The sequence below is a fragment of the Acidovorax sp. SUPP2825 genome, from assembly GCF_030158995.1.
In the GTDB taxonomy this organism is placed as follows: Bacteria; Pseudomonadota; Gammaproteobacteria; order Burkholderiales; family Burkholderiaceae_C; genus Paracidovorax.
This window is the reverse complement of record NZ_BQXK01000007.1, coordinates 170,736-183,290: the sequence shown is the minus strand read 5'-3', so window position 1 is coordinate 183,290 and position 12,555 is coordinate 170,736. Positions and strand designations below refer to the sequence as shown.

Sequence of the window (12,555 nt, the reverse complement as noted above, 5' to 3'; positions counted from 1 at the left end):
TTCGCACACCCCGCGGACCAGCTGGGCCTTCGCTTAAAGTCGCGGGCCTCCCCCGATCAATTGATGCGACTGCCCGCCCCGCCCATGCAAAACCCTCCCCGACGGACTGCCCTGCACGTTTCCATGGCCCTCGCAGCCCTGGGTGTTCTTCTGGCCGGCGCGGGCGGCCTGGCGCTGCTCCAGCCGCATACGCCTGCGCATCCGCTCCGTGCGGATCGCCTGCTGCTGGCCCCGATGGTCAGTGTCGTCGAGCCCTGCGTGCTCTCGCCCGAAACCCTGCCGGCCGCGATGCAGGACCTGGCCGAGCGCTGCCAGGGCCCGCAGGGCTCGGCCGCAGCGCTCATCGAATCCACGCTGAAAACGCTGCAGCCCACAGCGCCGCCATCGCCCCGCGAAGCCCTGGGCTACACCCTGCCCGTGCCGCTGCTGCGTCTTTTCCACCAGACGGCGGACGGGGACTGGCGCATCGACGACGAAAAAGTGGGGCGCCTGGTGCGCACGTTGCGCGACACACCCCGGCCGGCGATCCTCTACCTGTTCTCCACGCATTTCTCGGCGGAGGCACCGATCGAGGCCGCGCTGGCCTCCGACCCGGCCAACATGGGCCACACCCGGGATGGCGCATTGGGCACCGACGACTATTACGACTCCAAAGTCTTCAACTGGACGTTCGCCACCACCCGCAACACCCTGACGCAGCGGCGCGCCCAGGCCATGCAGGCCGTGCTGGACGCGGCCTGCCAGCTGCCGGCGCAGGACCGCGCCAAGATCCGGGGCATCACGCTGCTGGGGGAACTGCACCACCTGTTTCCCAATTTCCAGGCGGGCATGGGCTTCGATGGCGCCTACCGGGTGACCGACTACAGCGCGGCCTCGATCGAAGGGTTTCGGCGCCACCTGCAGGCCGAATTCGGCCGCATCGAGGCGCTCAACCGTGCCGTGGGCGGCGACTACGCCGCGTTCTCCGAGGTGGAGCCCCCGTCCCGCGACATCCGCACCGAGCCGCTGCGCCGCTACACCGAGCACATCGATGCGTTCGCGCAGGGCAGCCTGCCCATTTCGGGCTGGGCGCATGTGCAAGGAGCCACCCCGGAACACCCCGCCTGGATCCACATCTACCGCAACGGCCGCCTGGTGGGCAAGACCGCTGTGCGGCTCGGGCGACAGGACGTGCTGGCGGCCAAGCCGGAGTTCGGCGATGCCAACACCGGCTGGCGCATGGACCTGGACTTCCGGCGCCTGCCGGCCGGGGTGCACCGGTTGGACATCTTCCTGGAAACGCGGCCGGGCGCCCTCACCCACCTGGGCCGCCGCGACGTGGCCATCATGGACCGGCAGCAGAGCACGCCGCAGCCGCAGCCCCAGGCAGCGCTGCCGGCCAGCATGCCTACCGGGCCCGGCGTGCAGGCGCACATCGACACGCCGCGGGACGCGTCCTCGTACTACTACAACCCGCTCGTGCCGCTGTGGCATGCCTTTCGCGCGAAGCAGGTGGTCGACTATCTGCGGTATTTCGATGGCGAGGTGGCACGCTCGTGCCTGGCGGACGTTCCCCGCTACACCCACCAGATCGTGCCGTTCACGAACCCGGGCTGGGACGAGAACAAGTTCGCGATCCAGGCATCGCTGCGGCCGCTGGGCTCCATCCGGCTGGGCGTGAGCCTGTACGGCGAGCCGACCTATGGGCATTCCTACTTCGACTGGCTGGGCCGCAGCGGCCACACCCGCTACGGCATCACCGAGTTCCATCCCTTGAAGGCGATGGACGCGACCGCCCTGCAGCGCGTGTTCGATGCCCATGCAGAGCGGGGGGCGGACTTTCTCTCGTTCTTCGCCGAGCCGCGCTGGCATGGCGCGCTGGTGCCCCGGGGGCACAACATGTTCTCGTTCGATCCGGACAACCCGAAGTTCGGCTCCGACCACCTGTACCGGGCCACGCAGCAGACGCTGGAGCCCAAGGGCCCGTGAGCCGCTGCGGACCGGGCCCTGCCCTGCACAGCCCGCCGCAGGCAGGCGTCAGTCAAACACCTCGGCCTGGTTGAGCGGCAGGCCCTTCATGTCCTTGGCGGACAGGCTGGGCGCGCCGTCGAAGCGCCAGTCGATCGCCAGGGCGGGATCGTTCCAGGCAATGCAGCGCTCATGCTCGGGGGCGTAATAGTCGGTGGTCTTGTAGAGGAAATCCGCGCTCTCGCTGAGCACCACGAAGCCATGGCCGAAGCCGGGCGGCACCCACATCTGGCGCTGGTTTTCCTCGCTCAGTTCTTCGCCCGTCCATTGGCCGAACGTGGGCGAACTCTTGCGCAGGTCCACCGCCACGTCGAACACCGTGCCGCGCACCACGCGCACGAGCTTGCCCTGGGGCTGGCGCAACTGGTAATGCAAGCCCCGCAGCACGCCGCGGGCGCTGCGGCTGTGGTTGTCCTGCACGAACGCATGGCGCGTGCCGGTGGCCTCGTCGAAGGCACGCTGGTTGAAGCTCTCGAAGAAAAAGCCCCGGGCATCGCCGAACACCTTGGGTTCGAGAACGACGACATCGGGCAGGCGGGTGGGAATGACGTTCATGGAGGAATTGCCAACAACGAAAGGAAGAAGAAAACCGGCGGAAGAACAGGACACGCGCGACGGACGCCAGCCTGGCGCGGCGGCGCGCCGGGCCTGTTGCGATCCTCGCGTTACTCGCGCGGCTCCCGCAGCAGCCGCTGCAGGTATTGGCCGTAGCCGTTCTTGGCCAGGGGCTGCGCCAGCCGAGCCAGCTGGGCATCGTCGATGAAACCGTTGCGCCAGGCGATTTCCTCGGGGCATGCGATCTTCAGGCCCTGCCGGTGCTCCAGTGTCGCGATGAACTGCCCGGCTTCCAGCAGGCTTTCATGCGTGCCGGTGTCGAGCCAGGCATAGCCCCGGCCCATGATTTCGACGTGCAACGCGTCCTGCTCCAGGTAGAGCCGGTTCAGGTCGGTGATTTCGAGTTCGCCCCGGGCGGACGGCTTCAGGCGCCTGGCCAGTTCCACCACCTGCGCGTCGTAGAAGTACAGGCCCGTCACGGCATAGCTGGACTTCGGGGCCTTGGGCTTTTCCTCGATGGACAGCACCTTGCCGCGGGCATCGAACTCGGCCACGCCGTAGCGCTCTGGGTCCTGCACGTGGTAGGCGAAGACGCTGGCCCCCTCCTCGCGCTGCAGCGCGCTGCGCAGCAGGTCCTCGAAATCGTGCCCGTGGAAGATGTTGTCGCCCAGCACCAAAGCGCTCGGGCTGCCCGCCAGGAATTCCTCGCCGATGAGAAACGCCTGGGCCAGCCCATCGGGGCTGGGCTGCACGGCGTAGCGCAATTGAATGCCCCACTGGCTGCCGTCGCCGAGCAACTGCTCGAAGCGCGGGGTGTCCTGGGGCGTGCTGATGACCAGGATCTCCCGGATGCCCGCCAGCATCAGCGTGCTGAGCGGGTAATAGATCATGGGTTTGTCGTACACCGGCAGCAATTGCTTGCTGATGGCGAGCGTGGCCGGGTGCAGGCGGGTGCCCGAACCTCCGGCGAGGATGATGCCCTTGCGTGCGGTCATGTGGTGCTCTCTCTGCCCTGGGTGCTAAAGGATTTCGGCCAGCATGCGCGAGACGCCCGCTTGCCAATGCGGCAGAACGAGGCCGAAGGTGGATTGCAGCCGGCGGGTGTCGAGCCGCGAGTTGTGCGGGCGCACGGCCGGCGTGGGAAACGCGCTCGTCGGCACGGCCGCCACGTCGTTAGCTACTATTTTTATAGCGCCACCCCCTAGTACCGATTGCGCCAGAACGTATTTTGCATAGGCATGCCAGTTGGTCTCGCCCCCGGCCACCAGGTGGTAGAGCCCGGCATCCTCGGGGCGCCGCTCCAGGTGGCGCAGGGCATGCGCCGTGACGTCGGCGATCAGGTCGGCGCCGGTGGGGGCGCCCCACTGGTCGTCGATGACCGTCAGGCGCTCGCGCTCCTGGGCCAGGCGCAGCATGGTCTTGGCGAAGTTGCCGCCGCGGGCGGCGTAGACCCAGCTGGTGCGCAGGATGAGGTGGCGGGCCCCGCTCTGCTGGATGAGCCGCTCGCCCTCGAGCTTGGTGCGGCCATAGACGGACAGCGGCGCCGGCGTGTCGGTCTCCACCCACGGGCGGTCGCCGCTGCCGTCGAAGACATAGTCGGTGCTGTAGTGCACCAGCCAGGCCCCGCTGCGCGCGGCCTCCTCGGCCAGGACGCCCGGCGTGGTGGCGTTGAGCGTGCGTGCGAACTCCGGCTCGCTCTCGGCCTTGTCCACGGCCGTGTGGGCAGCCGCATTCACGATGACGTCGGGGCGCAGCGCGCGCACGGTGTCCACGATGCCGGCGGGATCGGCGAAGTTGCCGCAATGGTCGGTGCTGTCGTGGTCCAGCGCCGTCACGGTGCCCAGCACCGACAGGCTGCGCTGCAGTTCCCAGCCGACCTGGCCGCCCTTGCCGAAAAGCAGGATGTTCATGCGCTGGCCGCCACGGCGTTCGGTGCCGCAGCGGCTGCGCCGGGCACGGCCTGGTACTGCGTCTGCACCCATTCGCGGTAGGCGCCGCTGGTCACGGCCGCCACCCACTCGGGGTTTTCGAGGTACCACTGCACCGTCTTGCGGATGCCCGTCTCGAAGGTTTCGGCGGGCTTCCAGCCCAGTTCGCGCTCGATCTTGCGGGCGTCGATGGCATAGCGCCGGTCGTGCCCCGGGCGGTCCTGCACGTAGTGGATCTGCGCGGCGTAGCTCTGGCTATCGGCGCGCGGGCGCAGTTCGTCGAGCAGGCCACACACCGTGCGCACGATCTCGATGTTGGGCTTTTCGTTCCAGCCGCCCACGTTGTAGGTTTCGCCCAGTGCACCGCCTTGCAGCACGCGGCGGATGGCGCTGCAGTGGTCCTTGACATAGAGCCAGTCGCGGATCTGCATGCCGTCGCCGTACACCGGCAGCGGCTTGCCCGCCAGGGCGTTCACGATCATCAGCGGGATCAGCTTTTCCGGGAAGTGGTACGGCCCGTAGTTGTTGCTGCAGTTGGTGGTGAGCACCGGCAGGCCGTAGGTGTGGTGCCAGGCACGCACCAGGTGGTCGCTCGCGGCCTTGCTGGCCGAATACGGGCTGTTGGGCTCGTAGGCATCCGTTTCGGCGAAGGCCGGATCGCTGGCCGACAGCGTGCCGTACACCTCGTCGGTGGAGACGTGCAGGAAGCGGAACGCGGCCTTCTCGCCCTCCGGCAACGCTAGCCAGTGGTGCCGTACGGCCTCCAGCAGGCGGAAGGTGCCGACCACGTTGGTCTGGATGAAATCCTCCGGCCCGTGGATGGAGCGGTCCACATGCGACTCGGCGGCGAAGTTGACGATGGCGCGGGGCTTGTGCTCGGCCAGCAGCCTGGTCAGCAGGGCCGTATCGCCGATGTCGCCTTGCACGAAGACATGCCGGGGGTCGCCCTGCGCGCTCGCCAGGTTCTGCAGGTTGCCTGCGTAGGTGAGCTTGTCCAGGTTGACCACGGGCTCGTCGCCCGAAGCCAGCCAGTCCAGAACGAAGTTGGCGCCGATGAAGCCTGCGCCGCCGGTGACAAGAATCATGGGATGGGGGGTCGCGCGAAGGCGCCGCTGTGTCAAAGCGGCGGATTATCCCATCGCGTGCCGGGGCCCTGTTACGAGCCGCAGCGGGCCCGCCGCGCCGTTTAGAGGGCGCACACTACCCACGGCGCGCGCCGCGCACGTAAAGTCTCGAGCGATGCCGCCGCAAACCACCCGGCCCGCGCGGCACCATTGCACCACTTGCCCCAAGGAAAGCCATCCATGCCCCGATCCACCAAAAACCCCGACGCACCGGACGATGCCGACCCGGCCGGCAGCGGCCCGTTCTACGGCAGCAAGGCGCGCGACTCCGCGCAGCAGATCTGGCAGGCGGGCCTGGGCGCGTTCGCCAAGGCGCAGCAGGAAGGCAGCAAGGTGTTCGAGGCGCTGGTCAAGGAAGGCGCGGCCATGCAGCGCAAGGGCCAGTCCACAGCCCAGGAGCGCCTGTCCGAAGCGGCCGAACGCATGACCAGCGCGGCCAGCGAGTTCGGCACGCGCGCGGCGGGCCAGTGGGACAAGCTGGAAACCATCTTCGAAGACCGCGTGGCCAAGGCGCTCGCCCGGCTGGGCGTGCCCACCGCGCGCGATGTGCAGGCGCTGCACGAGCGCATCGATGCGCTCACCCGGGCCCTGGAGGCCGCCACCCAGGCACAGGCTGCCCCCCGCCCCGCCGCCAAGCGCGGCGCGGCCAAGCCGCCCACCGGCCGCGCCACGGCCGCCCGCAAGACCGCCGCCGCGGCCCGCCCCAGGGCCCCCAAACCGCCGGCCGACTGACGATCCGGGCGGTGCGGCCGCCCTGCAGGAAGCGGGCATTCCAAAGGATTGCCTATTCCTTGCATGATGCACTGCAACACCGTGCGGGCAGACCACCTCGGTTAGAGTGGGTGAAAGAGACAACCACCCACGCACCGGGAGGCCGCCGATATGGTGAAAAAAGCGCCGCGCCGCACTGCCGAGCGCATTCTGGAATCCACGCTGGAGCTGTTCAACCGCTTTGGCGAACCCAACGTGTCGACGACCGCGATCTCCGCCGAGCTGGGCATCAGCCCGGGCAATCTCTACTACCACTACCCGGCCAAGGACGAGCTGGTCAACGTGCTGTTCTCGCGCTACGAGGCGGCCCTGAACGAGCTGCTGGATGCGGCCGACAGCGTGCGCGACGTCGAGGACGCCTGGTTCTTCCTGCACACGCTGTTCGAGCTGATCTGGCAGTACCGCTTCCTGTACCGCGACCTGAACGACCTGCTGTCGCGCAACCGCCGCCTGGAGACCCACTTCCAGACCCTGCTCGGGCGCAAGACCCAGGCCCTGCGCACGCTGCTGGGCGGCATGGAGCGCACCGGCGCGCTGCGCCTGGGCACCCGCGATGCCGGCTCCATGGCCACCAGCATGGTGGTGGTGCTGACCTACTGGCTCAGCTTCGAATACGTGAGCGATCCACGGCACGCCCTGGAGCCCGAGAGCGCGCAGAGCGCGCTGCTGCGCGGCGCACACCATGTGCTGGACCTGCTCATGCCCTACCTGGAAGACAGCCAGCGCGAGCACCTGCAGGCGCTGAGCGGCGCCTACAGCACCCAGGCCCTGGCCGCCTGACCGACGCAACCCCACCCCGAGGAGACGCACCGTGAAGCCCTGGACGCCCTTCCCGTACTCCGACGCCTACCCCTTCACCGCCGCTTCGGTGCGCAGCCAATGGAAGCGCCTGCATGCGGGCGATGCCGAGCCCTGTCCGGACGATGCCGCCGTACTCGACGCCTGGGTGCTCTTTCACCGCGGCGCCTTCGAGGAGGCCGCCCGCGCCGGGCTGGCGGCCGGCGGTGCCGGCATCACGGTGGCCAACAAGGCCACCATCGTCTACGCGAACTACCTGGAGCCGCACGAGGACCGGCGCCTGGCACTGCTGACCGAGGCGGCCGAGCGGGCCAGCGAGCAGATGCGGGCGGAACCCACCAACCCCAACGCCTGGTTCTGGCATGCCTACGCCATCGGCCGCTACAGCCAGGGGATCAGCGTGGCCAAGGCCATGGCGCAGGGCCTGGGCAGCCGCGTGCGCAAGACGCTGGAGCAGGCCATCGTGCTGTCGCCCATCCATGCCGATGCACGGCTGGCGCTGGCCGTGTTCCATGCCGAGATCATCGACAAGGTCGGCGAGATGGTGGGCAGCATGACCTACGGCGCCCGCAAGGCCAGCAGCCTGCGGCTTTTCGAGGAGGCCTTCGCCATCAACCCGGACTCGGTGATCGGCAAGATCGAATACGCCAACGCGCTGCTCATCCTGGAAGGCGACCAGCGCATGGGCGACGCCACGCGCCTGTACGAGGAAGTCGCCACCACCCAGCCCGCCGACGCGCTGGAGCGGCTGGGCGTGGAGCTGGCCCAGACCGAACTGGCCGAAGGCTAGCCCCCGCCTTTCAGCGGCGGTCCCGGCCCTCGTCCCGCTCCGCGGCGGTCTTTGCGAAGCGCTGCGCGGCGATGGCCAGCAGGCCGTCGAAGATCAGGTTCTCGACCAGGTCGAACGGCCGGGTCATGCTGGGCGCCATCTTCCAGCCTGCGCCGCCGGTCATCATGCAGGCGGGCGCTTCGCCGCAGTGCTGCGTGATGTGCTGCACCATGCGCTCGACCGCGCCGGCGATGGCGTAGGTGCCACCGCTCGTGAGCGCATCGCTCGTGTTGGTGGGAAACAGGCTCACCTCGCCCGTGGGCACATGCAGGCCCGCCGTGCCGGACTCGAGCGCCCGCAGCATGATCCCGTGGCCGGGCAGGATCAGCCCGCCCAGGAAGCGGCCCTGCGCGTCGATCGCTTCGACCGTCACGGCCGTGCCGACCATCACCACGATCAGCGGCCGCGCCGGGCCCTGCGCCAGCAGGCGATGGCGCGCGCCGATCATGGCCACCCAGCGGTCCGAGCCCAGGCGCGTGGGATGGTCGTAGCCGTTGACCAGGCCGGCCTCCTGCGCGGACGACACCACCCATTGCGGCAGCACGTCCCACAGCTCCATCTGCTCCATGACGCGGCGGCGCACCGCGTCGCCCGCCACCACGCAGCCCAGCATGCGCTCGGGCACGGGCAAGCCGGCCCACGAGCTTTCCGCCAGCCGTTCGATGTTGTCCAGGAATTCAGCGCCGTGGGCGAGCACTGCGGCGCCCGGCTGGGGATCGTCGTACATCGCCCATTTGAGGCGGGTGTTGCCGACGTCGATGGCCAGAAAAGTCATGCGGGATTATCACGAGTTTTACAAATCGCCTTGACGCGCATGTTTACCCGCACGCGACGCGCGGACTCTGCGGCGCCGGCGCACTTCCATCGCGGCACCCGGCACCGCGCGCGGGAGCTGCCTGGCCCTTCGGGCGGCTGTCCGACACGGCCCGGACTGACGATGGCGCTACAGTGGCCGGTCCAATCCACAGACCACACCAAGGAGCCAGCACATGGGACTTTTCAGCTTCATCAAGGAAGCCGGCGAAAAACTGTTCGGCGGCAAGGATGCCCAGGCCGCAACGGCGGCAGCCCCCACGCAGGACGAACTGAACGCCAAGGCGGGCAAGGCCATCGAGACCTACATCGCCTCGCAGAACCTCGGCGTGAGCAACGTCCAGGTGGTGTTCGCCGGCCCTGAGGGCAAGGTCACCGTGAAGGGCGAAGCCCCCACGCAGGCCGCCAAGGAGAAGGTGACCCTGTGCTGCGGCAATGTGGCCAGCGTGACCAGCGTGGACAACCAGATGTCCGTCACGAATCCCGAGCCCGAAGCGCAATACCACGACGTGGTGCGCGGCGACACCCTCTCGGCCATCGCCAAGAAGTTCTACGGCGACGCCAACAAGTACCCCAAGATCTTCGAGGCCAACCAGCCCATGCTGACGCACCCCGACAAGATCTACCCCGGCCAGAAGCTGCGCATTCCCGCGCTCTGACAGTCCTTCAAAGCGCGCTGCGGCGCGCCTCCCAACGGGCCCTCACGGGCCCGTTTTCGTTGCGGCACGCGAGGCGGCGAAAGACGGGAAGGCAGCGAACCCTTCGCGCTCAGCCCTGGCGCCACGGCAGGCCGCGAAAGCGCCAGCCGCCCTTCACGTTGCGGTGCGCGTTCTCGTCGGCATCGCCCTCGAAGCCTTCGAGGATGTTGTACGCGGTGAGCCCCAGTTCCGTGGCCCGGCGCGCCGCCGCCACTGAGCGCACGCCGCTGCGGCACAGCAGCACGGCCTGGCCGTCCGGCGGCACCGCGGCCTGGATGGCGGCGTCGAACTGGGGGTTGGGTGCCATGCCGGGCCAGTGCTTCCAGGGCACGGCCACGGCCCCGGGGACAAAGCCGACCCAGTCGCGCTCGGCATCCGTGCGCACGTCCACCAGCACGGCCCGGCCCGACTGCACCCACTGCCATGCCAGCTCCGGCGACACATCGCCCGCGTAACCCTCGGCCGGCTGCGGCCGGTCCGAGGCAGAAGAGGAGGAGGAAGAGGAAGAAGAAGCGTTGGAAGTCATGCGGGGCATTCTGTCAGCACCGGCGGCGGGCCGCACGGGGTTCAAGCACTGGCGTCAGGGGCTTGGGCCGCCGGTCAATCCCAGGGCGGCGCGGGCTCGTCGCGCAGGCGCCCGCGCAGGTCGGCGTAGTCGGGCACGACGCTGCGCACGGTGTCCCAAAAGCGCGGGCTGTGGTCCATCACGCGCAGGTGCGACAGCTCGTGGGCGACCACGTAGTCGATGACCGCGGGGCGGTAGTGCAGCAGCCGCCAATTGAGGCGGATGGAGCCGTCGCTGCGCGCGCTGCCCCAGCGCGTCTGGGCGCTGGACAGGCGCAGGCTGCTCCAGCGCACGCCCAGCAGCGGCGCGAAGTGGTCCAGCCGCGCGGTGAAGCGCTGGCGCGCATCGCGCATGAGCCACGCCTGCACCGCATCGCGCACCTGCGCGGGCGAGGCGGCGCGGGGCAGGCCGATGTGCAGCTGGCGCTGCCCCTCGGGGCCCTCGACCAGCGCGCCGCCCGTGCCGCGAAAGCCGTGCATCGGGTCCAGCACCACGGTGAGCGGCTCGCCCAGGTACGGCAGCACGGCGCCGTCACCCCAGGCGATGCGGGCGCCGTCCACGCGCTGCTGGCGGTCCTGCGCCTCGCCCAGCTTGCGCAGGATCCAGGCGGATTTTTCCTGCAGCGCCGCATCCACGGCCGCCAGCGACACCCAGCCCGGCGCGCGCACCGCCAGGCCGTCCGCCCCCACCGTGAACCCGATGGTGCGCCGCCGCGCCCGCTGCAGCGCATAGGCCACGACGGCATCGCCCAGCAGCACCTCGCGGCTCGCGCGGGGGTGGCGGAAGATCGCGGGGCTGAGCAGCGTGCCCAGGGGAACGGGCGGCGCTTTCACCACCGGTGGAGCGGGCGATGGCGTGGGCTTGGCAGCGTCACTCGCTACTAAATTAATAGCACCATCGGCAATCGAACCGCCGGCATCCGCGGCATTCGGCCTGGAATTCCTGGCACGGGGCGCGGAGGCAGGCGCAGTCGGCGGCTCGGCCGGCGCCGCGCCGCCGAACAGATCGAGCGCCAGCTGCACCAGCCGCTGCATCACCGGCCCGGCGCGTAGGCCTCGGGGTCGAGGCGCTGCATTTCGGATTCGATCCAGGCCTCGACCTCGCGCATCAGCTCGTCGGGCTTGCGGCCTTCGGTCGGGATGGGGCGGCCGATGGACACGTCCACCGTGCCCGGCCGCTTGATGAAGGCCTTGCGCGGCCACACCTTGGCCGACGTGACGGCGATCGGCACCACGGGCACGCCCGCCTCGATGGCCAGCCGCGTGCCGCCGCTCTTGTACTGGCCCTTGCGCCCGCGCTCCACGCGCGTGCCCTCGGGGAACATGATGACCCAGGTGCCCTTGGCCAGCAGCGCGCGGCCCTGCTGCAGCACCTTCACGAAGGCCCGGGCGCGCTGGCCGCGGTCGATGTGGATCATGTCCAGGCTGCCGATCGACCAGCCGAAGAACGGCACGTACAGCAGCTCTTTCTTGAACACGTAGGCCAGGGGGCGCGGCATGATCGCCGGCATCAGGAAGGTTTCGTAGGTGGACTGGTGCTTGACCAGCAGCACCACGCCCTGCGTGGGATCGGTGGGCAGGTGCTCCATGCCCGTGATGCGCGTGCGGATGCCCATGATGACGCGGGCCGCATCGGTGCTGAGCTTGAGCCACGCCCGCGCGATGCGGTAGCGCGTGCGGCTGCTGGCGCCGAACAGGCGCACCAGCAGGATGAGCAGCGTATAGGGCACCACGGTGATGCCCATCCAGAGCAGGTGGGCGATGGAGCGGATCAGGGCCATGGCAATCAGGAAAAAATGGGTGTTTTCGGGCTCATGCCCTAGGAATATATGCCGTTGTAGCTATTGAATTAATAGCACATCAGACGGCGATGTTCAGGCCCGGCGCCGCCACGGCGGATTGCGCGGCCACGTGGTCGGCAAAGTCGGCCAGGCTGGCATGGACCTGAGTGCCTTCGGGCCACGGGCTGGGCAGCAGGGCATCGCCCGAGGCGACCAGGGTCGCTTCGGCGGCCTGGGCCGCACCGACCCGATGCAGGCGCGCACCGATGGCCGCGCCGGCCCGCAGGTGCTCCACGCAGTTGCCGGCCACCAGCACCTCGTCACCCTCCACGCCGTAGCGGTCGCGGATCTGCTCCATCAGGCCCGGCGCCGGCTTGCGGCAGGCGCACAGGTCGTCGGGTGCGTGCGGGCAATAGAACACGGCGTCGATGCGACCGCCCACCGCCGCGAGCTTGCGGTGCAGCTTGGCGTGGATGGCGTTGAGCGCCATCACGTCGAACAGCCCGCGCCCCAGCCCGGGCTGGTTGGTGGCGACGACGACATGCCAGCCGGCATGGTTGAGCCGCGCCACGGCCTCCAGCGCCCCGGGCAGCGGGGTCCACTCGTCGGGCGAAGCGATGAAGCTCTCGCCCGAGGGGTTGAGCGTGCCGTCGCGGTCGAGGATGGCGATTTTCATGGTGTGGGAGC

At 69.2% G+C, this 12,555-nt stretch carries 14 protein-coding genes; 5 read left to right on the top strand and 9 right to left on the bottom strand.

The genetic code is table 11. The features are described 5' to 3' along the window. The first annotated feature begins 123 nt into the window (after nt 1-123). Nucleotides 124-1,968, top strand: coding sequence for a hypothetical protein (locus AVAK2825_RS11295; protein ID WP_284398085.1), 1,845 nt, complete (start codon nt 124-126; stop codon nt 1,966-1,968). A 48-nt stretch (nt 1,969-2,016) separates the two neighbouring features. Here AVAK2825_RS11295 and rfbC read toward each other — a convergent pair whose 3' ends face one another. The 4 genes from rfbC to rfbB form a co-directional block, all read right to left on the bottom strand. Beyond that, on the bottom strand, nt 2,017-2,562 hold the full coding sequence (gene rfbC / locus AVAK2825_RS11290) for a dTDP-4-dehydrorhamnose 3,5-epimerase (protein ID WP_284398082.1): 546 nt from the start codon (nt 2,560-2,562) through the stop codon (nt 2,017-2,019). 110 nt (nt 2,563-2,672) lie between these two features. Then, nucleotides 2,673-3,557, bottom strand: coding sequence for a glucose-1-phosphate thymidylyltransferase RfbA (rfbA, locus tag AVAK2825_RS11285; protein WP_284398080.1), 885 nt, complete (start codon nt 3,555-3,557; stop codon nt 2,673-2,675). Between the two features lie 24 nt (nt 3,558-3,581). Beyond that, the gene (rfbD, locus tag AVAK2825_RS11280) at nt 3,582-4,472 is read right to left on the bottom strand and encodes a dTDP-4-dehydrorhamnose reductase (protein WP_284398078.1); all 891 of its coding nucleotides are present in this window, start codon (nt 4,470-4,472) and stop codon (nt 3,582-3,584) included. Further along, the gene (rfbB, locus tag AVAK2825_RS11275) at nt 4,469-5,575 is read right to left on the bottom strand and encodes a dTDP-glucose 4,6-dehydratase (RefSeq protein WP_284398076.1); all 1,107 of its coding nucleotides are present in this window, start codon (nt 5,573-5,575) and stop codon (nt 4,469-4,471) included. Before rfbB ends, rfbD begins: the two co-directional genes overlap by 4 nt. Nucleotides 5,576-5,794: 219 nt before the next feature. Here rfbB and AVAK2825_RS11270 point away from each other — a divergent pair, with 219 nt between their 5' ends. The 3 genes from AVAK2825_RS11270 (at nt 5,795) to AVAK2825_RS11260 (ending at nt 7,973) form a co-directional block, all read left to right on the top strand. Further along, a complete protein-coding gene (locus tag AVAK2825_RS11270) occupies nt 5,795-6,346 on the top strand; it encodes a phasin family protein (protein ID WP_284398074.1) in 552 nt (183 codons plus the stop codon). A gap of 150 nt (nt 6,347-6,496) precedes the next feature. After that, complete coding sequence (locus AVAK2825_RS11265) at nt 6,497-7,165, top strand: TetR/AcrR family transcriptional regulator (protein ID WP_272565186.1); 669 nt, start codon at nt 6,497-6,499, stop codon at nt 7,163-7,165. 31 nt (nt 7,166-7,196) lie between these two features. Beyond that, complete coding sequence (locus AVAK2825_RS11260; RefSeq protein WP_284398069.1) at nt 7,197-7,973, top strand: tetratricopeptide repeat protein; 777 nt, start codon at nt 7,197-7,199, stop codon at nt 7,971-7,973. 10 nt (nt 7,974-7,983) lie between these two features. On the opposite strand, the gene AVAK2825_RS11255 is transcribed toward AVAK2825_RS11260, so the two are convergent. Continuing rightward, complete coding sequence (locus AVAK2825_RS11255; protein WP_284398066.1) at nt 7,984-8,787, bottom strand: type III pantothenate kinase; 804 nt, start codon at nt 8,785-8,787, stop codon at nt 7,984-7,986. A gap of 214 nt (nt 8,788-9,001) precedes the next feature. Between AVAK2825_RS11255 and lysM the strand changes: the two genes are divergently transcribed. Continuing rightward, nucleotides 9,002-9,484 (top strand): peptidoglycan-binding protein LysM, encoded by a 483-nt coding sequence (gene lysM, locus AVAK2825_RS11250; protein ID WP_284398063.1) that lies wholly within the window; start codon nt 9,002-9,004, stop codon nt 9,482-9,484. A 109-nt stretch (nt 9,485-9,593) separates the two neighbouring features. Here the strand turns inward: lysM and AVAK2825_RS11245 are convergent, their stop codons facing one another. The 4 genes from AVAK2825_RS11245 to gmhB all read right to left on the bottom strand — a co-directional run bounded on the left by AVAK2825_RS11245 (nt 9,594) and on the right by gmhB (nt 12,544). Continuing rightward, the gene (locus AVAK2825_RS11245; protein ID WP_272565190.1) at nt 9,594-10,049 is read right to left on the bottom strand and encodes a rhodanese-like domain-containing protein; all 456 of its coding nucleotides are present in this window, start codon (nt 10,047-10,049) and stop codon (nt 9,594-9,596) included. A gap of 74 nt (nt 10,050-10,123) precedes the next feature. Then, nucleotides 10,124-11,122, bottom strand: a complete 999-nt coding sequence (locus AVAK2825_RS11240) for a M48 family metallopeptidase (RefSeq protein ID WP_284398061.1) — start codon at nt 11,120-11,122, stop codon at nt 10,124-10,126. Beyond that, a complete protein-coding gene (locus AVAK2825_RS11235) occupies nt 11,122-11,868 on the bottom strand; it encodes a lysophospholipid acyltransferase family protein (protein WP_284398058.1) in 747 nt (248 codons plus the stop codon). Before AVAK2825_RS11235 ends, AVAK2825_RS11240 begins: the two co-directional genes overlap by 1 nt. Nucleotides 11,869-11,947: 79 nt before the next feature. Next, nucleotides 11,948-12,544, bottom strand: a complete 597-nt coding sequence (gene gmhB / locus AVAK2825_RS11230; RefSeq protein WP_284398057.1) for a D-glycero-beta-D-manno-heptose 1,7-bisphosphate 7-phosphatase — start codon at nt 12,542-12,544, stop codon at nt 11,948-11,950. Nucleotides 12,545-12,555 lie beyond the last annotated feature (11 nt).